This window comes from Streptomyces sp. NBC_01463 (assembly GCA_036227345.1).
In the GTDB taxonomy this organism is placed as follows: domain Bacteria; phylum Actinomycetota; class Actinomycetes; order Streptomycetales; family Streptomycetaceae; genus Streptomyces.
Genome location: CP109468.1, coordinates 4,145,995 through 4,166,065, shown reverse-complemented (window position 1 = coordinate 4,166,065; position 20,071 = coordinate 4,145,995). Strand labels below are relative to the sequence as shown.

Here is a 20,071-nt window from a genome sequence, read left to right as displayed (position 1 = left end):
ATATAAGGTCGTTGCCATGCCCACGCCCCGACGCCGTCGCTCCGCGCTGCCGCTGACCCTGTCCGCGACCGCCCTCCTCGTCCCGCTCGCCACCGCCTGCTCCGGCGGCGCGTCCGGCACCGATGGCGCGGCGGACGACGGGAAACGCCTCCGGGTCGTCATGGCCTTCCCGCCCGCCCAGGCGATGTCCCCCTACGGCGACGACGCCGTCACCCTCAGCCGCCTCGCGGTCATCGAGGGCCTCACCGGCCTCGGCCGCGACGGCGCGGCCGAGCCCGCACTCGCCTCCTCCTGGAAGCGGGACAGCGCCAAGGAGTGGACCTTCACCCTGCGCGATGCGGTCTTCCAGGACGGCACGAAGGTCGACCCGGCCGCCGTCGTCCGGTCGCTGAACGCCGCCGAGAAGGCGTCGCCCAAGCCCCGCGTCCTGTCCGACACCGGTATCACCGCGAGCGCGGCGGGTGCCGGCGCCGTACGGATCGTCACCGACGAGGCCGACCCGCTGCTGCCCCAGCGCCTGGCCAACCCCTCCCTCACCATCCTGTCCGCCGCCGCCTACCGCGACGGCAAGGTGAACCCGGCCGGGCACGCCACCGGACCCTTCACCCTCGCCGCGGTCAAGGGCGCCGTCAGCGCCACGCTGGAGCGCAACGACACCTACTGGGGCGGCAGGGCCGAGTCCCCCGGCGCCGACGTCACGTTCGTCGCCGACGGCACCGCCCGTGCCAACGCCCTGCGCACGGGCGCCGTCGACGTCGCCGAGTACGTACCCATCTCCCAGGCCTCCCTCCTCGGTGACGGGCTCGTCCACGCATTCCCCTCCGCCCGCACCAACGGCCTCTCCCTCAACACCCGGCACGGTGTCTTCGCCGACCCGGCGATGCGCGCCGCCGCCCGTTCGGCCATCGACTCCGAGGCCCTCGTCAAGGCCGTCCACGAAGGCCGCGCCGACACCGCGCAGGGCCTGCTCGGCCCCGGTGTCCCGTGGGCGGCCGCCGCCCGCAAGGCCCCCGTCGGCCGGGCGGCGGCCGCGGACCGGGCGCAGGTGGCGAAGACGAAGGAGATCGTCCTCGCGACGTACACCAACCGGCCCGAGCTCCCCGAGGTCGCCACCGTCGTCCAGCAGCAGCTCACCGGGCGCGGCTTCACCGTCAGGCAGGTCGTCCGCGACTACGCCCAGCTGGAGGCCGACGCCCTCGCCGGGAAGTACGACGCCTTCATCCAGGCCCGCAACACCCTCCTGGACACCGCCGACCCGGTCTCCTACCTCGCCTCCGACTTCACCTGCGACGGCAGCTTCAACATCTCCCAGCTCTGCGACGAGCGCGTCGACGCCGCCGTGGACAAGGCCGCGGGCACCGCCGGGACCGACGCCCGCCACGCCGCCGCCGCGGCCGCCGAGGCAGACGTACTCGGCACCGACGCCCTCGTACCGCTCCTCCACGAACGCTTCGTCCAGGGCTACGACGACAGCCGCGTCCACGGCGTCTCGCTCGACCCGATGGAGCGCACCCTCATCACCGCAGACACCCGCGTCGGGTGACCGGGTGAAGCACCCGGTGCAGCGGCGGGAGACGCCGGCCCCGCCGCGACGCCCGGCACGCACTCCCGCCGCGCGCACGCGCCGGACGCCGCTCCGCCGCGGGCCGACGCTGCCGGCCGCGGCACTGGCCGGGCGGCTCGCCGCACTCCTCGCGGTCGTCGCCGTCATCGGGCTGCTGCCCCGGCTGACCCGGACCGATCCCGCACTGACGATCCTGCACGCCCGGTACGCCGACCGGCCGCCCACCGCCGAGACCCTCGACGCCATCCGCGCCGACACCGGCCTCGACGGCGGGCCGCTCCACGTACTCGGCGGCTGGCTCGGCGGGCTCCTCCGCGGCGACCTCGGCACCTCCTGGGTCTCCGGGCAGCCCGTCGCCCCCGACGCGATATCCGCCCTCGGGGTGTCCCTGACCCTGATGGGCGTCTCACTCGCCGTCGCCCTCCTGACCGCCGCCGCGCTCGCCGCCCGCACCCTGCGGCGCGGGGCGCGCAGCCGGATCGTCACCGCCGGGGCCGGCACCGGCGCCGCCGTCCTCGCCGCGCTCCCCGAGTTCCTGATCGCCGCCGTCCTCGCCGCGGTCGTCGCCGTCCGCCTCGACTGGCTCCCCGCCCTCGGCTGGGGCACCCCCGCACAGGCCGTGCTGCCCGCCCTCGCCATGGGTATCCCGGCGGGCGCACTCCTCGGCCGGCTGCTGGACGACGCACTGCCCGCCGCGTTCGCCGAGCCGTGGGCCCGCGCCGCCACCGCGGCCGGCCTGCCCGGACACCGCACCGCCCGCCACGCCCTGCGCCGCACCCTGCCCGGCCTGCTGCCCCAGCTCGGCATGGTCGTCGTCGGGCTCACCGGCGGAGCCGTCGCCGTCGAGACCCTCTACGCCGTCCCCGGACTCGGCTCCACCGCGCTGGCCGCCGCCCTCGCCCAGGACCTCCCCGTCCTCCAGGCCTGCGTCCTGATCCTGCTGGTCCTGGGCACCGCCGCCGGCCTCGCGGCCCGCCTCACCACCCGCGCGCTGCTCGGCCCCGCCCTCCACGAGGACGCCCTGCCCGCGCTCGTCCCGCCGGCCGCCCGCGCACGCCGGTCCTTGATCGCCGGCGCACTCCTCCTCGCCGCGCTCTTCGCCGCCGTGACCGCCGCCGGACTCCTGCGCGACCCGCTCCACATCGACGCCGCCGCCCGCCTCGCCGGACCCTCCGCCGCCCACCCCTTCGGCACGGACTCGCTGGGCCGCGACATCCTCGCCCGCCTCGGCCACGGCGCCGCCCGCACCGTCCTGACCGCCGTCGCCGTCTCCGCCGCCACCCTGCTCATCGGCCTCGTCATCGGAGCCGTACGCGCCGGAGCGCTCACCGAGACCGCCAACGCGCTGCCCGCGATCCTCACCGGCCTCGTCGTCGCCGGCGTCGCGGGCCCCGGTCCCTGGGGGGCCGCGGCCGCCGTCACCGCCGTGGCCTGGGCGCCCCTCGCCGCCCACACCAGCGCCCTGCACGCCCAGGAACGCGCCGCCCCGCACCTGGCCGCCGCCCGCGCACTCGGCGCCGGACCGCTCCACCTGCTGCGCCGCCACCTCCTGCCCGGCGTCCTGCCGCCCATCGCCCGCCACGCCGTCCTGCGCGTCCCCGCCATCGCCCTGGCCCTCGCCTCCCTCGGCTTCCTCGGCCTCGGCACCGCACCCCCCTCACCCGAATGGGGGCGCATGCTCTCCGAGAACCTCCCCTACGCCGAACGCGCCCCCTGGTCCGTCCTCGCCCCCGCGGCCGCCCTCGCCGTCCTCGGCGCCCTGGCCGTCCTCACCGCGGCGGCGGTACGCGGCGCCGGAAGCGGGAAGCGGGGCGGGGGAGGCGTGGTTGGGGTAGGGGTAGAGGCATCACCGACCCGCTCAGGAGGACGTACGCCATGACCGCCGCACTCTCCCCCGAACTCAAGGCGCTGCTCGACACCCCGGTCTTCGTCACCGTGGCCACCGTCCAGCCCGACGGCAGCCCCCAGGTGTCCCCGGTCTGGGTGAAGCGGGACGGCGACGACGTCCTCATCTCCACGACCACCGGCCGCCGCAAGGAACAGAACCTCGCCCGCGACCCGCGCGTCTCCGTCGTCGTCCAGCCCTTCGACGCCCCGTACACGTACGCCGAGATCCGCGGCACCGCCACCCTCACCACCGAGGGCGGACAGGAACTCATCGACGAGCTGTCCCTGAAGTACACCGGCAAGAAGTACGCCGACTTCAACCCCACCTCCGGTGCCGACGACCCCCGGGTCGTCGTCCGGATCACGCCCCGGAAGGTCGTCGGAGCCGTCTGAGCACCCCGGACGATCACCTGTCACGGCTCCGGCCCGCCCGGAGCCGTAACAACTGTCCACGCAATCGCCCAAGGGGTCGCTGGGCACTGGTGCGCGCCCACTACCCTTGAGGCGTGACTATTCGCCTGTACGACACCAGCGCCCGGCAGATCCGTGACTTCGTCCCGCTCACAGCGGGCTGTGTCTCGATCTACCTCTGTGGCGCTACTGTCCAGGCCGCCCCGCACATCGGGCACATCAGGTCCGGACTGAACTTCGACATCATGCGCCGCTGGTTCGCCCACCGCGGTTACGACGTGACGTTCGTCCGGAACGTCACCGACATCGACGACAAGATCATCAAGAAGTCGGCCGAGCAGGGCCGCCCCTGGTGGGCCATCGGCTACGAGAACGAGCGCGCGTTCAACGACGGCTACGCCGCGCTCGGCTGCCTGCCGCCCACGTACGAGCCCCGCGCCACCGGCCACATCACCGAGATGATCGAGATGATGCGCGGCCTCATCGAGCGCGGCCACGCCTACGCGGCCGACGGCAACGTCTACTTCGACGTCCGCTCCTTCCCCGGCTACCTGGAGCTCTCCAACCAGGACCTGGACGACCTGCGCCAGCCCTCCGGCGACGGCGAGACCGGCAAGCGCGACCAGCGCGACTTCGCCATGTGGAAGGCATCCAGGCCCGGCGAGCCCAGCTGGGAGACCCCCTGGGGCCGCGGCCGCCCCGGCTGGCACCTCGAATGCTCCGCGATGGCGCACAAGTACCTCGGCACCGCCTTCGACATCCACGGCGGCGGCATCGACCTGATCTTCCCGCACCACGAGAACGAGATCGCCCAGGCCAAGGCCTTCGGCGACGAGTTCGCGAAGTACTGGGTGCACAACGGCTGGGTCACCATGGCCGGCGAGAAGATGTCGAAGTCGCTGGGCAACTCCGTGCTGGTCAGCGAGATGGTCAAGGCCTGGCGCCCCATCGTGCTGCGCTACTACCTCGGCACCCCGCACTACCGGTCGATGATCGAGTACAGCGAGGACGCCCTGCGCGAGGCGGAGTCCGCGTTCGCGCGCATCGAGGGCTTCGTCCAGCGCGTCACCGAGAAGGCCGGCGAGACCGTCGAGCCGGCCGCCGAGGTGCCGCCCGCCTTCGCCGAGGCGATGGACGACGACATGGGCGTCCCGCAGGCCCTCGCGATCGTCCACACCACCGTCCGTCAGGGCAACTCCGCCCTCGCCGCCGACGACAAGGAAGCGGCCGTCGCCCGCCTCGCCGAGGTCCGTGCCATGCTCGGCGTCCTCGGTCTCGACCCGCTCGACGAGCACTGGGCCGGCGAGAGCGACCGCGGCGACGATCTGCACGGCGTCGTCGACACCCTCGTCCGGCTCGTCCTCGACCAGCGCCAGTCCGCCCGCGAGCGCAAGGACTGGACCGCGGCCGACGCCATCCGCGACCAGCTCAACCAGTCCGGCCTCGTCATCGAGGACAGCCCGACCGGACCACGGTGGACACTCGGCCCGCGCCAGTAGTCCTCCATGTGCCGCCCGGCCCGCCGGGCGGCACACTTTCACTTATACGCATGCACGTCTGAAGCAACGAAACAGGTAGGTCATGGCCGGGAACAGCCAGCGCAGGAACCGCCGCACGTCCAACAAGAAGGGCATGCAGGTCGGCAGCGGCGGTAACCGACGCCGCGCTCTCGAAGGCAGGGGACCGACGCCGCCCGCCGAGGAGCGCAAGAAGCACAAGAAGAACCGCATCGCGACCGCCAAGGCCAAGCAGGCCGCCAACCGCCGTCCCGCGCCCCGCCGCGGCGGCGTCAAGGGCACCTCCGAAATGGTCGTCGGCCGCAACCCGGTCTTCGAGGCCCTGCGCGACGGCGTGCCCGCCACCACGCTGTACGTCCAGCAGTACATCGACAACGACGAGCGCGTCCGCGAGGCCCTCCAGCTCGCCGGCGCCCGCGGCAACATCAACCTGATGGAAGCCCCGCGCCCCGAGCTCGACCGCATGACGAACGGGCTCAACCACCAGGGCCTCGTCCTCCAGGTCCCGCCGTACGAGTACGCGGACCCGCAGGACCTCACCGCCGCCGCCTACGACAACGGCGAGGACCCCCTCATCGTCGCGCTCGACGGCGTCACGGACCCGCGCAACCTCGGCGCCATCGTCCGCTCCGTCTCCGCCTTCGGCGGCCACGGCGTCGTCGTGCCCGAGCGCCGCGCGGCCGGCATGACCGCCGGGGCCTGGAAGTCCTCCGCCGGCACCGCCGCCCGTACGCCCGTCTCCCGCGTCACCAACCTGACCCGGGCACTGGAGGCGTACAAGAAGGAGGGCATCGCCGTCGTCGGCCTCGCCGCGGACGGCGAGCACACCGTCGAGGACCTCGAAGCCCTCGGCGGCCCCGTCGTCATCGTCATCGGCAGCGAGGGCAAGGGCCTCGGCCGCCTCGTCGGCGAGACCTGCGACTACCGCGTCCGCATCTCCATGCCGGGCGGCGCCGAGTCCCTCAACGCCGGTGTCGCCGCCGGCATCGTGATGTACGAGGTCGCGCGCCGCCGCGCCTGATCCGCCACCGGGACGGGCCGCACGGCCCGTCCCGCGGGACCACCCGCCCGGGCGGCGCCCGACCGGCCCCCGGGCCGCCTCCGCACGGGTCACACCGGGGGCGCATCCGGACCCGCGCACGCCCCGGCGCACCCCGCCACCCCCTGTTGACGGGCCTCGGACACTTCGACACCGTCAAGGCAGTGTCCTAAACACACATCACTCGGTTAGATGAGTGTGGACACCAGAACGCCTCGGTTCGACGAACAACCCGCCCTGAGCATGACCAAGGTGGACTGCGACCCTGCGCAGGTCATCGTCAACCACGCCAGCTTCCGGGTGCAGCTCGCCCCCGGCCAGCGCGCACGGCTGCGCGGTGTGACCCCCGCCGGTGCGCCCAGGATCCCCGCCATGAGCGGCAGCGGAGCCGGCCGCGGCCGGCGCGCCCCCGTCGTGTGGAGCGGCAGGTCCGCCCCCGGCGACCCCGGCGCCACCGGACTCCTCCAGGCCGTCCGGAACTCCACCGCCGGCCGGCCCGACACCGCGTACGACCCCTACGAGCCGTACGCCTCCTACGAGTTCGAAAGCGGCCGCGGCGGCGCCGGCACCCAGGTCATCCCGCGCCTCGAAGAGACCCAGCCCAACCCGGTCGTCACCGCGCCGCAGGGGCCCGGCCGTCCCGGCGGCCCGCTGCTGCCGCCCATGCGCCAGGCTGTGGGCGCCTACGACGCCGTCGAGCCCGGCCGGTACGACCAGGACGGGCCCGACCCGGACGCGTACGACGACTACGCCGACGACATCACCGACACCCGCGGCCGGCGCCAGGGCGCCGACGCCGTCCGGCACGCGTACTACCCCGGCCGCCGCATGAACCTCGGCGTCGTCCTGCTGCCGATGCGCGTCTTCCTCGGCTTCATCTCCATCTACGCCGGCATGGGCAAGCTCTGCGACCCCGTCTACTTCGACGGCGGAGACCGCGGCTCCATGGTCAAGTGGCTGACCTCGCTGCACCCGTGGGCCCTCGCCGGACCCCTGCGCGACTTCGCGCTCTCGCACCCCGTCGGCGCCGGACTCACGATCGCCTTCCTCCAGGTCGTCGTCGGCGTCCTGACCGTCCTCGGCCTCTGGCAGCGCGTCGCGGCCTCCGTCGGCGCCCTGCTGTCCGCCGCCCTCCTGGTGACCGTCAGCTGGCGCACCGTCGCCGTGTACGACGCGCCCGACATCATCTACCTCGCCGCCTGGAGCCCCCTGATCATCGCGGGCGCCCCCGTCTACTCCGTCGACGGACGCCTCGCCGGAGAGGCCTGGCGCAAGCTCGGCCCCCGCTCCGAGATCTGGGACCTCCGCCGCCGCGTCCTGCGCCGGGGCGGCGTCGTCGCCACCGTCGTCGTCGGCCTCACCCTCCTCATCGGCTCCATGCTCGGCGGCGCCGTCCGCTCCTCCGAGGTCGTCACCGTCCCCGGCCCGAACGGCGTCCCGACCAACCAGCTCCCCGGCTCCCCGCTCCCCGGGGAGTCCCGCGGCGGCAAGGCCTCCAAGTCCCCCGCCGGACAGCGGCCCGCGCCCTCCCGCAGCACCGCTCCCCGCACCCCGTCCGCGAAGGCCTCCACGCCCGCCACGGACAGCGTCCGCGAGTCCGGCCAGGCGGCCGGCGCGAGTGCCGGACAGCCCAGCCAGACCCAGGGCACCGGCCCCGGTACCCCGCAGCGGACCACCCCCCAGCAGCAGTCCCCGGCAGGCAGCTCCGGCCCCAGCTCATCCGGCCCCGCCGGCAGCGGCGGCGGTTCGTCCACCGGCGGCACCGCCCCCGGCAGCGGCTCCACGGGCGGCTCCACCGGCGGCGGCGACACCGGTGGCGGTGGTGGCGGCGGCGGTGGTGGCCGCAACCCCATCGGCGGCCTCCTCGGCTGACCCCCACGAGCACGCCGAAGGGGCGGGTACCGGAAACGGCTCCGGTACCCGCCCCTTCGGCGTGTGCGCGCTACTGCCCGTCCAGCTCCTTCGCCGCCTCCGTCAGGTCCTTCGCGGTGTCGATGGCCCGCCAGTACGCCCCGTGCGGCAACGGATACCCGGCCAGCCTGCGCTCGCGCGCGAGCCGGGGGAACGTCGTCCGCTCGTGGTCGCCCCGGTCCGGCAGCAGCCCCGTGAACGCGGGGGAGAACACGTACACCCCCGCATTGATCAGATACGGCGAAGGCGGGGACTCGATGAAGTCCGTGATGTGCCCGAACGCATCCGTCTCCACCGCACCCCACGGAATGCGCGGCCGGGCCAGCGCCAGCGTCGCGGTCGCATCGCGCTCGGCATGGAACGCGGCCATCTCGCGCAACGAGAAACGGGTCCAGATATCACCGTTCGTCGCGTACCAGGGCTGCTCCGGATCGGGCAGCCGGGCCGCCGCGTACTTCAGCCCGCCACCACGCCCCAGCGGCTCGGACTCCACCACCGTGGTGACCCGCAGCGGCAGCACGGCCTCGGCCAGCCACTCCTGCAGCACCTCGGCGAGATGCCCGCACGACACCACGGCATCGGTCACGCCCTCGGCGGCCAGCCAGGAAAGCTGATGGCCGATGATCGGAGTCCCGGTGCCCGGGATCTCGACCATCGGCTTGGGGCGGTCATCGGTGTACGGGCGCAGCCGCGATCCCTGGCCACCCGCCAGGATCACGGCCTGCGTCGGAAACGTATGCATGCCAGGCACGATATGCCGTGCCCGGCCGGGAGCGGTCAGCTGAACTGCGCGACACCCGAGGCGAAGGAGGTGTCGCAGACGGGCCGCGAGAAGCGGTGCGCACGGGTCGGTCCGTACTGCGCGACGGCCGCCTTGCCCAGGGCCCTGGCGATCGACATGCAGTGCCGGGCGAGCGACGGGCGCCCCTCGACGGCGCGCTGCAGATCCGTCAGCGCGGCACCGGGGTCCTTCTCCTGGAGCTCCAGGAGGAGCTTGTCGCGCAGGATGTCCTGCGGAGCACGCGGCTTGGCGCGCTTGGAGACGGTCTGCGCGGACGCGGTGAGCATCTGGGCGTCGGAGTTGGAGGCTGCCCACGGCACGGCGGTGACCGCGAGGGTCCCGGACAGGACCATGACGACAGGCAGTACGAATGCGAGAGTTCGGCCGATACGGCGCGCGGTGTGGGTCACGCAGCGAGCGTAGCGGTCAGTGATGATTTGGCGACATTTCGTCACCCTCGCGGGGGACGGTTCGAGTGAGTTTTTCGAATCCCGTGTTGACGACCGGTAGTGAAATGCCCGTTGTGCCGGGGAATTTGCCGCCGCCCGCCCAAACCCCCCAACGCGCGGTGGCCCCGCACGAGAGACGTGCGGGGCCACCGTACAGCGTGCGCGGGATCAGTCGGTGAGGCGCTCACCGGTCGAGGTCGCGAAGACGTGCAGCTCGTCCGGGCGGGGCACGACGTGGAGCTTGGTGCCCTTCTCCGGGACGGCGCGGCCGCCGACGCGGACGACCAGGTCCTTGTGCTCGCCACCGACCTCGGCGGCGCCGTAGACGAAGCCGTCGGCGCCGAGCTCCTCGACGACGTTGACCGAGACGGCCAGACCGGCCGGGGCGTCGGCGGAGTCCTTGGTGAGGGTCTTCGCGGCGGCGCCGCCGTGCTCGACGATGTCGAAGTGCTCGGGACGGATGCCGACCGTGACGGTCGTGTCACCGCGGTCCGCGGCGGCGGTGAGCGCCTCGCGGGAGACCGGGACGACGCTGTTGCCGAACTTCACGCCACCGTCGGTGATCGGGACCTCGACCAGGTTCATGGCCGGGGAGCCGATGAAGCCGGCCACGAAGAGGTTCGCCGGGCGGTCGTACATGTTGCGCGGCGAGTCGACCTGCTGCAGCAGACCGTCCTTGAGGACCGCGACACGGTCGCCCATGGTGAGGGCCTCGACCTGGTCGTGGGTGACGTACACGGTCGTGATGCCCAGGCGGCGCTGGAGCGAGGCGATCTGCGTACGGGTGGAGACACGGAGCTTGGCGTCGAGGTTCGACAGCGGCTCGTCCATGAGGAAGACCTGCGGCTCACGCACGATGGCGCGGCCCATCGCCACACGCTGACGCTGACCACCGGAGAGCGCCTTCGGCTTGCGGTCCAGGTAGTCGGTGAGGTCCAGCATCTTGGCGGCCTCTTCGACCTTCGCGCGGATCTCGGTCTTGTTGATACCGGCGATCTTCAGCGCGAAGCCCATGTTGTCCGCGACGGACATGTGCGGGTAGAGCGCGTAGTTCTGGAACACCATGGCGATGTCCCGGTCCTTCGGCGGCAGGTGCGTGACGTCGCGGTCACCGATGCGGATCGCGCCGCCGTTGACGTCCTCGAGACCCGCGAGCATGCGCAGGGAGGTCGACTTGCCACAACCGGAGGGACCGACGAGGACGAGGAACTCGCCGTCCTCGATGTCGATCTCGAGCTGGTCGACCGCCGGCTTGGTGGAGCCGGGGTAGACGCGGGACGCCTTGTCGAACGTGACACTGGCCATGCTGAATCTTCTCCTCAACCGGCAGGAACGTGCCGGACGATCCGTTGCAAAGGGAGTGGTCTGGTCCACCTGGGTGAACTTCCAGCGACGCTACCTGGCGGTTTGCGATCTGTCAGTAGTTGGAGGTGTGTGAGATTTCTGCGCGGGGCGGGGGCCGCCGTTGGTTACACTGCTCCGGCACGCCTCCTTAGCTCAGCTGGCCAGAGCAACGCACTTGTAATGCGTAGGTCATCGGTTCGAATCCGATAGGGGGCTCGGCGAAAACCCCAGGTCACGTGTGCTGTGACCTGGGGTTTTCTGTTGCCTGGACGCGATGGTGGGCCCGAGTGACTCCGCGCAGTACTCGGCGACCAGGGCGGCCACCGCGGCGGGAGCGGTCATGGCAGCGGGTCTCCGTCGAACGGGGCGGCCTCGACGCTGTGCCGGGCGGCCCGGGGATGGAGGAAGCGGAGCAGTCGTACGCCCTCGGGCTCGGCGTCGTCCGGAAGCTCCGCGCGGACCAGCGGGGTGAGAACGAGCCGGGCGGCCGACCCCTTCTCGCCGGCCGACCAGGTGCCGGCCACCCGGCCGTCGACCAGGTAGGTGGCCGCCACGTCACCGTTGGACCGGTTGACGACGCGGCGCTGGACCTCCGGGTCCATGATCCGGCCGCGGTCGGTGTGGGCGAGCAGCGCCGAGTCCCATTTGGGCAGCAGCCGGAACGGCACCCGGACCCCTTCGTCCGGGTCCATGGCATCCGGCACGTCCAGCAGGTCCCGGCCGTCGGGCCCCTCCAGCCGCTCCACCGGGTCCGCGTACGGCAGACCCGCCCGGACCCGTCCCACGGTCAGGCCCGCGAACTTCGCCGCGTCGCGCAGTCCGGCGGGTCCGTACGCGGTCAGGTAGGCGCGCAGCCAGCGGCCCATCGCCGCCGGGCCGACGAGCTCCGGCGGTTCCCGGTGGCACTGCAGACTCGCCTTGCCGTGGTGTCGCCAGAAGCCGGACGGCGGCGGTTGCACCAGCGGCACCAGGGCGCGGGCGACATGGAGCAGTTCGCGGGGCGTCACCGCGTCACCCGTCAACTCGCCCATGAAGGCGCGCAGTTCTTCGCGCTCACGCGGCTCGCGGGTGAACTCGGCGACCGCGGCCGCGGTCTTCTCGTCCAGGCCCGGACAGCGGCGGCTCCAGTGCTCGGTCGCCTGCTCGCGCCAGATCTCGCCCCAGACCGGATAGTCCGCCCCCGCCACGAGATGCAGGGTGCCGCGCATGAGGGTGGACTTCACCACCGTCGCATCGCGCAGACAGTCCTCCAGTCCGGTGGTGGAGGCTCCGTCCAGCCGTGCCAGCAGGGCGAGATAGGGCGAGGGCGAGTACTGGGCCTGGAGTCCGAGCAGCAGCCGCACCGCCTGCCCGCTCCCCATCGGGGAGCGGGCGAGCAGCAACTGGCGTTCCAGGTAGCGCAGTGTCAGCCGGCGTTCCGTCAGCCGCATGACGGCTTCCTTCGGTTCGGGGCACCTCGTCAGGAGAGGGACGCCTGTGCCAGGTGTTCGGTGCTGTTCCTCGATTTCGCCGGACGCTCAGCCCCGCCCCGACAGCCGGTCCGCGAACTTCGCGATCGGGTCCGTGCCGGGGCGCGGTGAGGTGAGTTCGCGGCGGTCGGCGGTGCGGTAGGCGGCGTACATGCCGTGGACGCCGAGCCAGCGGAGGGGTTCGGGTTCCCAGCGGCGGACGCGGTGGTTGACCCAGGGGAGGGTGGTCAGGTCGGTGGGGCCGGACTGGCCGGAGTCCTGCTGGATGAGGTCGCGCAGGGTGCGGGCGGCGAGGTTGGTGGTGGCGACGCCGGAGCCGACGTAGCCGCCGGCCCAGCCGAGGCCGGTGGAGCGGTCGAGGGTGACGGTGGCGCACCAGTCGCGGGGGACGCCGAGGACGCCGGACCAGGCGTGGGCTATCGGGGTGCCGGCGGTGGTGGGGAAGAGGCGGATCAGGAGTTCGCGCAGGGCCTCGATGGTGGCCGGCCGGGTGCGTCCGTCGTTGTCGGTGGCCGAGCCGTAGCGGTACGGGAAGCCGCGGCCGCCGAGCGCGATGCGGTCGTCGGCGGTGCGCTGGGCGTACATGTAGGCGTGGGCCATGTCGCCGAGGGTCTCGCGGCCGTCCCAGCCGATGGTGTCCCAGACGGCGGCGGGGAGGGGCTCGGTGACGATCATCGAGGAGTTCATCGGGAGCCAGGTGCGCTTCTGGCCCTTGAGGTTCGCGGTGAAACCCTCGGTGCAGCGCAGGATGTAGGGGGCGCGGACCGTGCCGTACGGCGTGATGGCGTGCTTGGGCTTGATCTCGGTGACGGGCGTCGACTCGTGGATGGTGACGCCGAGCGCCTCCACGGTGTCGGCGAGGCCCGTGACCAGTTTGGCGGGGTGCAGGCGGGCGCCGTGCGGGGTCCAGCTGGAGCCGACGGCGCCGGTGACGCGGACGCGTTCGGCGGTCTCGCGGGCGCCGTGCAGGGTGCGGTCGCTCTCGCCGAAGGCGATCTCGACGGAGTGGAAGTCCTTGAGGCGGGCGAGCTGGGCGGGGGTGTACGCGACTTCGAGGACGCCGCCCCGGTGGATGTCGGCGTCGATCTTCTCCTCGGCGGCGACGTCGATGACCTCGGTGACGGTGTCGTTCATCGCCTGCTGGAGGCGGACGGCCGCGTCGTGGCCGTGGAGTTTCGCGTAGCGGTCGCGGCCCGCGATGCCGTTGTAGAGCCAGCCGCCGTTGCGTCCGGAGGCGCCGTAGCCGCAGAACTTGGCTTCCAGGACGGTGATGTTGAGGAAGGGGACGGCCTTCTTGAGGTAGTACGCCGTCCAGAGGCCGGTGTATCCGCCGCCGACGATGCAGACGTCGGCGTTGCTGTCGCCGGGCAGGGGTTCGCGGGGGGCCGGGGTGCCCTGGTTCGCGTACCAGAAGGATATGCCGCCGTTGACGGTACTGACGGTGCTCATGTGTCCCCTGCTGTCCGTGTGGCCGTGGAGTGCGGTGCTCTCTGGCGGGACGTTACTGCGCGGGGCGGGGTTTCGTCTTGTGAGTGGTGCGGGTCAGCGGGTAGCAGGCGAGGCCGATGAGTGCGGCGGTGAAGTGGCCGACGTCGGTGAAGGTGGCGCCGGTGATGAGGGGGACGCCGTAGATGACGAGGACGGCGAAGAGGTAGACGTACCGCCAGGGGCGTGCCACGTAGTAGGTGAGGACGGCGACGACACCGGCGAGTGCGTAACTGACACCCACGTCCAGGGTGTTGACGGCGGTCTCGGGGGCGTGGCCGTGCCGGATGGCCCAGGCCAGTACGCCTTCGCTGACGAGGGTGGCGAGGACGTGCGCGGTGGCGGCGACGGTGAGCCAGCGCAGGGTGCCCAGGCGGCGTTCGGCGGGGGCGTGGAAGACGGTGTAGAGGACGGCGTAGGGGAGCCATCGGCCGCCGTCGATCCAGAAGGCGCTGCTGATGAGGACGCGGACGGGGTTCTGGGACAGTTCGTGGATGTTGGTGGAGCGCTGGCGGAGGAAGTCCTCCTCGAAGGCGGGCGACATCTGGTGGACGATGACGGTCGTGACGAAGAGGACGGCCAGCCAGATGTACGTGCCCGGGGCGCTGCGGATCCAGGAGCCGGCGCCACGGAGCCACGCGGCGGGTGCGGAGCGGGGCCGGGTGGGCGGGGCGGGCTGGCTCGGGGTCATAGCCGATTGACGCACGCTCCTAGGATCGTGCGCGTGATTGACATTCCGGATGCGCTGATCGCCACTCAGTCCAAGTACAACGGTGCGGCCGGGCGGGCGTTCGTCGCGGCGCTGCCGGGGACGGCCGAGGGGTTCCTGGAGCGGTGGGGGCTGCGGCTGGACGGGGACGCGGCGTACGGGGTGTGCGCGCTGGTGCTGCCCGTGGTGCGGGAGGCGGACGGGCTTCCGGCCGCGCTGAAGCTGCAGGCGGTCGACGCGGAGACGGTGGGGGAGCCGGTCGCGCTGCGGATGTGGGGTGCGGCGGCGGCCGGCGCGGTGGGGCTGCTGGAGCATGACGCGGCGACGGGGACGATGCTGCTGGAGCGGCTGGACGGGGGCCGGCCGCTGTCGGGGTTGGCGGATGCGCGGGAGGCGGTGAGGGTCGTCGCGGAGCTGCTGGCGGGGCTGACCGCGGTGCGGGTTCCGGAGGGGGCCGGGCTGCGGGGGCTGGGTGAGGCGGCGGACCGGATGGTGGCGTCGGCGCCGGAGGTGGCGGGGCTGCTGGCGGACGCGGAGGAGCGGCGGCTGGTGGCGGACTGCGCGGCGGCGGTGCGGGAGGTCGCGGGGGAGCCGGGGGACCGGTTGCTGCACTGGGATCTGCATTTCGGGAACGTGCTGGCGGGGTTCGGCGGCGGCGCCGGGGACGCGGACCGGTGGGTGGCGATCGATCCGAAGCCGTTGGCCGGGGACGCCGGGTTCGAGCTGTTCCCGGCGCTGGCGGACCGGTTCGACGCGGCCGACGCGGTGTGGCGGTTCGATCTGATGACGGACGTGCTGGGGCTGGACCGGGGGCGGGCGCGGGCGTGGACGCTGGGGCGGGTGCTGCAGAACGCGTGCTGGGACACGGAGGAGGGCGGGCGGCGGCTGGCGCCCGTCCACGCCGAGCTGGCGCGGAGGCTGCTGGGGCGGGAGTAGGGGGTGTGCCGGTGCTGTCTACGCTGCCCTCATGATTCGTACCGCTACTGCTGCCGACGTCCCCGCCATCCACGCGATGGTCCGCGAACTGGCCGACTACGAGAAGGCGCTGCACGAGGCGAAGGCCTCCGAGGAGCAGCTGCGCGAGGCGCTGTTCGGTGAGCGTCCTGCCGCGTACGCGCATGTCGCCGTGTCGGACGACGACGGTGAGGTGGTCGGTTTCGCCCTGTGGTTCCTGAACTTCTCCACGTGGCGCGGGGTGCACGGCATCTACCTGGAGGATCTGTACGTGCGCCCGGAGCGCCGTGGCGGCGGGCACGGGAAGGCCTTGCTGAAGGAGCTGGCGCGGATCTGCGCCGAGCGCGGTTACGAGCGGCTGGAGTGGTCGGTGCTGAACTGGAACGCCCCGTCCATCGCGTTCTACGAGTCCCTGGGCGCCCGGCCGCAGGAGGAGTGGACGGTCTACCGGCTGACGGACGGGGCCCTGGCGGAGCTCGGCCGCTGAGACCGGGGCGGCGCCCTGCCGCGATGTCCGCGGCGGGGCGTTGTCAGTGGTGTGCGTCACGATGGGGGCATGGTGCGCAGCAGCGGTAGTGGTGGCGGGACGGGCAGGTCGGGCAGGGGCGCCAGGGGCGGTGTCCCCGAGGCGCGTCGTCCTGAGGTGCGGCTGCCGCCGCTGGTGGCGTACGAGGGGGGCGGCCTGGAGGCGGACGGGGATTACGACGGGGTGCGGTTCGACGGGGTGGACCTGGCGGACGAGTCGGGTCCGGGGGCCCGGTTCATGGACTGTGCGCTGGAGGGCTGCGCCCTGGACCGTACGGAGCTGGTCAGGTCCCGGTTCATCGATTCGGTGCTGACGGGGGTACGGGGGGTGGGCACCGACCTCGCGGGGGTGTCGATGCGGGACGTGGAGGTCGTGGACGCGCGCCTGGGCGGGGTGCAGATGCACGGCGCGGTGCTGGAGCGGGTGCTGATCAGGGGCGGGAAGATCGACTACCTGAATCTGCGGAAGGCCCGGCTGAAGGACGTGGTCTTCGAGGGCTGCGTGCTGTCGGAGCCGGATTTCGGGGAGGCGCAGCTGACCCGGGTGGAGTTCCGGGACTGTGTGCTGAAGCGGGCGGACTTCAGCGCGGTGCGGATGGAGTCCGTGGATCTGCGGACGGTCGCGGAGCTCGACATCGCACGGGGTGTGGAGCGGCTGGCCGGTGCGGTGATCAGCCCGTCGCAGCTGATGGAGCTGGCTCCGGCGTTCGCGGCGCAGATCGGGGTGCGGGTCGAGGCGTGAGCGGGCGGGCCGCGCCCGGTCAGATGCGGGGGAAGCGGGCCTGGAGGTCCCAGACGGTGGGGTTGTCGGCGAGGCCTTCGTGCATGTCGGCCAGGTCGGCGATCAGGTCGTGCAGGAAGTCGCGGGCCTCGCGGCGCAGCAGGGAGTGGCCGAAGGTCAGCGGTGCTTCCTCGGCGGGCATCCAGTCGGCCTCGACGTCGACCCAGCCGAAGCGGCGCTCGAAGAGCATGCGGTCGGAGGATTCGGTGAAGTCGAGTTCGGCGAACTGGCGGCGGTGCGAGCGGTTGCCGCGCGGGTCCCGGTCGAGCTGCTCGACGATGTCGCACAGGGCCCAGGCGAAGTCGAGTACGGGCACCCATCCCCAGGCTGTGGAAACTTCGCGGTCCTCCTTGGTGTCCGCGAGGTAGACGTCCCCGGAGAACAGATCGTGGCGCAGGGCGTGGACGTCAGCCCGGCGGTAGTCGGTCTGCGGGGGGTCGGGGAAGCGTCGGGAGAGGGAGTAGCCGATGTCGAGCACGGTTCGATGGTGTCATGCCCGGCGTGTCGCTCCCGCACCAGCGGAGGGGCGGGGTCCGGCGCGGAGGGTGGTTCAGGGCAGGAGCCGCTGCTCCTTGGCCACGGAGACCGCGCCGGCCCGGGTGTCGACGCCGAGTTTGTCGTAGATGCGGCCCAGGTGGGTCTTGACCGTGGCCTCGCTGATGAACAGCGCGCGGGCGATGTCGCGGTTGCCCAGGCCCTGTGAGAGCTGGCCCAGGATGTCGCGTTCGCGGTCGGTGAGGCTGGGCAGTGGTTTGCGCATGCGGGCCATGACGCGGCTGGCGACGGGCGGGGACAGGGTGGTGCGGCCCTGGGCGGCCGAGCGGATCGCGGCGAAGAGCTCCTCGGGGCGCTCGGCCTTCAGCAGGTAGCCGGTGGCGCCGGCCTCGATGGCGCGGGTGATGTCGGCGTCCGTGTCGTACGTGGTCAGGACGAGGACGTGGGCGCCCTCGGTGCCGGCCACGATGCGACGGGTCGCTTCGACACCGTCGATGCCCTCGCCCAGCTGGAGGTCCATCAGCACGACGTCCGGGGTGAGCCTGGCGGCCAGGGCGACGGCCTCCTCGCCGCTACCGGCCTCGCCGGCCACCTCGATGTCGGGCTCGCTGCCGAGGAGGGCGAGGAGCCCGGCGCGTACGACGGCGTGGTCGTCGCAGAGCAGGATCCGGACGGGCGGGTTCGCGTCGGTCATGCGGTGTCCCGGTGGGTGAGGGGGCCGGTGGGGCGGGCGGGTGCGTCGGGCAGGGGCACGGTGGCGGTCACCACGGTGCCCTCGCCGGGGGCGGACTCGATGGTCAGGGTGCCGCCGAGCTGCTGGATCCGGGCGCGCATCGCGGGCAGCCCGTGCCCGCGCACCCCGTCGGGCGTCCGGGCCCGTGCGGCGGGTGCGAAGCCGTGGCCGTTGTCGGCGATGTCGAGGACGGTCCGGTCGTCGACATGGGTGAGGGTCAGGGCGGCCTCGGTGGCGCCCGCGTGCTCCCGGACGTTGGCGAGGGCGCCCTGGGCGATCCGCAGCAGCGCGGACTGCACCCGGCCGGGCAGCGGGCTGTGCGGTGTGCCCTCCACATGGCAGCGCACGGTGAGCCGGCCCTCGGACTGCGCGGTCTCGCGGGCGGCGAGCGCGTGCAGGGCCGCCTCCAGGCCGCCGCCCTCGGCGAGGTCGGCGGGGGCCAGGTCGTGGACGAAGCGGCGGGCCTCGGCGAGGTTGCGTTCCGCGATGCCGGTGGCGGTACGGACGTGGCGGCGGGCCGTCGCCGGGTCGGCGTCCCAGGTGCGGTCGGCGGCCTGGAGCAGCATCTGCTGGCTGGACAGGCCCTGGGCCAGGGTGTCGTGGATCTCCATGGAGAGCCGCTGGCGTTCGGCGAGGGTGCCTTCGCGGCGTTCGGTGGCGGCCAGTTCCCGGCGGGTGCGCAGCAGGTCGTCGATGAGTTCGCCCTGGGTCTCCGCCTGGCGCTGCATATGGACGAAGACGGCGGTGGCGACGGCCGCGACGGCGGGCGGGGCGAGGACCAGGTTGGGGTCGAAGCCGTGCGCCAGCCGTAGCTGCGCGGCGACGACGAACAGCGTCAGCAGGGCCACCAGCGCGAGCGCGGCCCGTGGCGGCAGGATGCGCAGCCCGGTGTAGAAGAGCGGGACCGCGCACCACGCGAAGCTCGGCGCGAGGACGACGAGCACCATCCAGACGGCGACCAGCACCCCGAGCCAGAGCAGGCTGCGCGGGGTCGGGCGGGAGCCGAGGACCGGCCCGAGGACATACAGGACGGCCAGGGCGACGGACAGGCCGATGATCCACGGGGTGCGTGTCTCGCCCGGGTGCCGCAGCAGGAACCGGGTCAGCGAGGCGCCCAGCAGCAGGAAGAACGCGGCGTGCATGAGCAGGGCCAGGGCGCGGCTGCCGGGGTCACCGGCCCGCCCCGCGTCTCCTGCCCGCCGCCTCCGCTGCTCCACCCCGTCCCCCTTCCCCTCACCGGGCCCCCTCGCGGGAACTGCTTCTGACCTGCGCGGACCTTCATCGTCACGCCGAACGGGCGTCTTCGCATCAACCGATCGGCCGATGGGGCCGTCAGCCGTCCCGCACGTGCTGTCGAGCCGGTACGCCGACCGTTCGGAGCCGGAACCGGCCCAAGGATGGAAACAGAACGCAGAAGCCACGCACCACCCCCGCCGAAGGAGCTCACCATGAAGAAGATCTCGCTGCGCACCCGTGTCCTGACCGGTGCCGTCGCCGCAGCCGCCCTCGGGGCCGGCACCTTCGGCGCCATGTCCGCGAACGCCTCCGCCCCGGCCGCCGCCCCCGCGACCACCGTCAAGGCGGACACCGCGAACCGCAACCTCCAGCAGTCCACGCACCTGACCGCGGACGCCGCATCGAAGGCCGCGCAGGCCGCCCTGGACGCCGCGGAGAAGGAGAACCAGCGGGTCGCCGTCTCCGTCGTGGACCGCAACGGCAACACCATCCTGACCCTGCGCGGTGACGGCGCGGGCCCGCAGGCGTACGAGTCCGCCGAGAAGAAGGCGTACACCGCCGTGTCGTGGAACGCCCCCACCTCCGAGCTGGCCAAGCGGCTGACCCAGACCCCGAACCTGAAGGACATCCCTGGCACCCTGTTCCTCGCGGGCGGCGCCCCGGTGCAGGTCAAGGGTGCTCCGGTCGCGGGTATCGGAGTGGCCGGAGCGCCCAGCGGCGACCTCGACGAGAAGTTCGCCGAGGCCGGCGTCGCCGCCCTCGCCAAGTAGTCGCCACCACG

General features: G+C 72.9%; 19 protein-coding genes and 1 tRNA gene. 11 read left to right on the top strand and 9 right to left on the bottom strand.

Going from position 1 to position 20,071, the window contains the following annotated elements:
- The first annotated feature begins 16 nt into the window (after nucleotides 1-16).
- From OG521_18325 to OG521_18300, 6 genes are all read left to right on the top strand, one after another.
- Nucleotides 17-1,543, top strand: coding sequence for an ABC transporter substrate-binding protein (locus OG521_18325; protein WUW22643.1), 1,527 nt, complete (start codon nucleotides 17-19; stop codon nucleotides 1,541-1,543).
- 124 nt (nucleotides 1,544-1,667) lie between these two features.
- Nucleotides 1,668-3,443 (top strand): ABC transporter permease subunit, encoded by a 1,776-nt coding sequence (locus tag OG521_18320; GenBank protein WUW26725.1) that lies wholly within the window; start codon nucleotides 1,668-1,670, stop codon nucleotides 3,441-3,443.
- Nucleotides 3,440-3,844 (top strand): PPOX class F420-dependent oxidoreductase, encoded by a 405-nt coding sequence (locus tag OG521_18315; GenBank protein WUW22642.1) that lies wholly within the window; start codon nucleotides 3,440-3,442, stop codon nucleotides 3,842-3,844. The genes OG521_18320 and OG521_18315 overlap by 4 nt, the downstream gene beginning before the upstream one ends.
- Nucleotides 3,845-3,957: 113 nt before the next feature.
- A complete protein-coding gene (gene cysS, locus OG521_18310) occupies nucleotides 3,958-5,361 on the top strand; it encodes a cysteine--tRNA ligase (protein ID WUW22641.1) in 1,404 nt (467 codons plus the stop codon).
- Nucleotides 5,362-5,443: 82 nt separating this feature from the next.
- Nucleotides 5,444-6,400 carry a 23S rRNA (guanosine(2251)-2'-O)-methyltransferase RlmB gene (rlmB, locus tag OG521_18305; GenBank protein ID WUW22640.1) on the top strand — a complete coding sequence of 319 codons (957 nt, stop codon included), beginning with the start codon at nucleotides 5,444-5,446 and terminating at the stop codon, nucleotides 6,398-6,400.
- Between the two features lie 210 nt (nucleotides 6,401-6,610).
- Nucleotides 6,611-8,290 carry a DoxX family membrane protein gene (locus OG521_18300; GenBank protein WUW22639.1) on the top strand — a complete coding sequence of 560 codons (1,680 nt, stop codon included), beginning with the start codon at nucleotides 6,611-6,613 and terminating at the stop codon, nucleotides 8,288-8,290.
- A 70-nt stretch (nucleotides 8,291-8,360) separates the two neighbouring features.
- On the opposite strand, the gene OG521_18295 is transcribed toward OG521_18300, so the two are convergent.
- The 3 genes from OG521_18295 to ugpC form a co-directional block, all read right to left on the bottom strand.
- Complete coding sequence (locus OG521_18295) at nucleotides 8,361-9,071, bottom strand: nucleotidyltransferase family protein (protein ID WUW22638.1); 711 nt, start codon at nucleotides 9,069-9,071, stop codon at nucleotides 8,361-8,363.
- Nucleotides 9,072-9,106: 35 nt separating this feature from the next.
- A complete protein-coding gene (locus tag OG521_18290) occupies nucleotides 9,107-9,520 on the bottom strand; it encodes a hypothetical protein (GenBank protein WUW22637.1) in 414 nt (137 codons plus the stop codon).
- Nucleotides 9,521-9,727: 207 nt separating this feature from the next.
- Nucleotides 9,728-10,864, bottom strand: a complete 1,137-nt coding sequence (ugpC, locus tag OG521_18285) for a sn-glycerol-3-phosphate ABC transporter ATP-binding protein UgpC (protein ID WUW22636.1) — start codon at nucleotides 10,862-10,864, stop codon at nucleotides 9,728-9,730.
- 181 nt (nucleotides 10,865-11,045) lie between these two features.
- Between ugpC and OG521_18280 the strand changes: the two genes are divergently transcribed.
- Nucleotides 11,046-11,119: transfer RNA gene (locus tag OG521_18280), tRNA-Thr, on the top strand.
- Nucleotides 11,120-11,241: 122 nt separating this feature from the next.
- Here the strand turns inward: OG521_18280 and OG521_18275 are convergent.
- The 3 genes from OG521_18275 to OG521_18265 form a co-directional block, all read right to left on the bottom strand.
- Nucleotides 11,242-12,333, bottom strand: coding sequence for a winged helix DNA-binding domain-containing protein (locus tag OG521_18275; GenBank protein WUW22635.1), 1,092 nt, complete (start codon nucleotides 12,331-12,333; stop codon nucleotides 11,242-11,244).
- Between the two features lie 87 nt (nucleotides 12,334-12,420).
- On the bottom strand, nucleotides 12,421-13,821 hold the full coding sequence (locus OG521_18270; GenBank protein WUW22634.1) for an FAD-binding oxidoreductase: 1,401 nt from the start codon (nucleotides 13,819-13,821) through the stop codon (nucleotides 12,421-12,423).
- Between the two features lie 52 nt (nucleotides 13,822-13,873).
- The gene (locus tag OG521_18265; protein WUW26724.1) at nucleotides 13,874-14,548 is read right to left on the bottom strand and encodes a hypothetical protein; all 675 of its coding nucleotides are present in this window, start codon (nucleotides 14,546-14,548) and stop codon (nucleotides 13,874-13,876) included.
- 33 nt (nucleotides 14,549-14,581) lie between these two features.
- Between OG521_18265 and OG521_18260 the strand changes: the two genes are divergently transcribed.
- The 3 genes from OG521_18260 to OG521_18250 all read left to right on the top strand — a co-directional run bounded on the left by OG521_18260 (nucleotide 14,582) and on the right by OG521_18250 (nucleotide 16,787).
- Nucleotides 14,582-15,502, top strand: coding sequence for an aminoglycoside phosphotransferase family protein (locus tag OG521_18260; protein ID WUW22633.1), 921 nt, complete (start codon nucleotides 14,582-14,584; stop codon nucleotides 15,500-15,502).
- Between the two features lie 31 nt (nucleotides 15,503-15,533).
- Nucleotides 15,534-16,007 (top strand): GNAT family N-acetyltransferase, encoded by a 474-nt coding sequence (locus tag OG521_18255; protein WUW22632.1) that lies wholly within the window; start codon nucleotides 15,534-15,536, stop codon nucleotides 16,005-16,007.
- Nucleotides 16,008-16,076: 69 nt separating this feature from the next.
- Nucleotides 16,077-16,787, top strand: coding sequence for a pentapeptide repeat-containing protein (locus OG521_18250; protein ID WUW22631.1), 711 nt, complete (start codon nucleotides 16,077-16,079; stop codon nucleotides 16,785-16,787).
- Nucleotides 16,788-16,806: 19 nt separating this feature from the next.
- Here the strand turns inward: OG521_18250 and OG521_18245 are convergent, their stop codons facing one another.
- The 3 genes from OG521_18245 to OG521_18235 all read right to left on the bottom strand — a co-directional run bounded on the left by OG521_18245 (nucleotide 16,807) and on the right by OG521_18235 (nucleotide 19,271).
- Complete coding sequence (locus OG521_18245; protein WUW22630.1) at nucleotides 16,807-17,304, bottom strand: hypothetical protein; 498 nt, start codon at nucleotides 17,302-17,304, stop codon at nucleotides 16,807-16,809.
- A gap of 72 nt (nucleotides 17,305-17,376) precedes the next feature.
- On the bottom strand, nucleotides 17,377-18,015 hold the full coding sequence (locus OG521_18240) for a response regulator transcription factor (GenBank protein WUW22629.1): 639 nt from the start codon (nucleotides 18,013-18,015) through the stop codon (nucleotides 17,377-17,379).
- Nucleotides 18,012-19,271, bottom strand: coding sequence for a sensor histidine kinase (locus tag OG521_18235; GenBank protein WUW22628.1), 1,260 nt, complete (start codon nucleotides 19,269-19,271; stop codon nucleotides 18,012-18,014). Before OG521_18235 ends, OG521_18240 begins: the two co-directional genes overlap by 4 nt.
- A 231-nt stretch (nucleotides 19,272-19,502) precedes the next feature.
- Between OG521_18235 and OG521_18230 the strand changes: the two genes are divergently transcribed.
- On the top strand, nucleotides 19,503-20,060 hold the full coding sequence (locus OG521_18230; protein WUW22627.1) for a heme-binding protein: 558 nt from the start codon (nucleotides 19,503-19,505) through the stop codon (nucleotides 20,058-20,060).
- Nucleotides 20,061-20,071: the final 11 nt, after the last annotated feature.

Bases quoted from the DNA above. Each gene is read 5' to 3' on its own strand.
- OG521_18325 (WUW22643.1), top strand. From the start codon at position 17: ATGCCCACGCCCCGACGCCGTCGCTCCGCGCTGCCGCTGACCCTGTCC.
- OG521_18315 (WUW22642.1), top strand. From the start codon at position 3,440: ATGACCGCCGCACTCTCCCCCGAACTCAAGGCGCTGCTCGACACCCCG.
- rlmB (WUW22640.1), top strand. From the start codon at position 5,444: ATGGCCGGGAACAGCCAGCGCAGGAACCGCCGCACGTCCAACAAGAAG.
- OG521_18300 (WUW22639.1), top strand. From the start codon at position 6,611: ATGAGTGTGGACACCAGAACGCCTCGGTTCGACGAACAACCCGCCCTG.
- OG521_18295 (WUW22638.1), bottom strand. From the start codon at position 9,071: ATGCATACGTTTCCGACGCAGGCCGTGATCCTGGCGGGTGGCCAGGGA.
- ugpC (WUW22636.1), bottom strand. From the start codon at position 10,864: ATGGCCAGTGTCACGTTCGACAAGGCGTCCCGCGTCTACCCCGGCTCC.
- OG521_18275 (WUW22635.1), bottom strand. From the start codon at position 12,333: ATGCGGCTGACGGAACGCCGGCTGACACTGCGCTACCTGGAACGCCAG.
- OG521_18270 (WUW22634.1), bottom strand. From the start codon at position 13,821: ATGAGCACCGTCAGTACCGTCAACGGCGGCATATCCTTCTGGTACGCG.
- OG521_18265 (WUW26724.1), bottom strand. From the start codon at position 14,548: ATGACCCCGAGCCAGCCCGCCCCGCCCACCCGGCCCCGCTCCGCACCC.
- OG521_18255 (WUW22632.1), top strand. From the start codon at position 15,534: ATGATTCGTACCGCTACTGCTGCCGACGTCCCCGCCATCCACGCGATG.
- OG521_18250 (WUW22631.1), top strand. From the start codon at position 16,077: ATGGTGCGCAGCAGCGGTAGTGGTGGCGGGACGGGCAGGTCGGGCAGG.
- OG521_18240 (WUW22629.1), bottom strand. From the start codon at position 18,015: ATGACCGACGCGAACCCGCCCGTCCGGATCCTGCTCTGCGACGACCAC.
- OG521_18230 (WUW22627.1), top strand. From the start codon at position 19,503: ATGAAGAAGATCTCGCTGCGCACCCGTGTCCTGACCGGTGCCGTCGCC.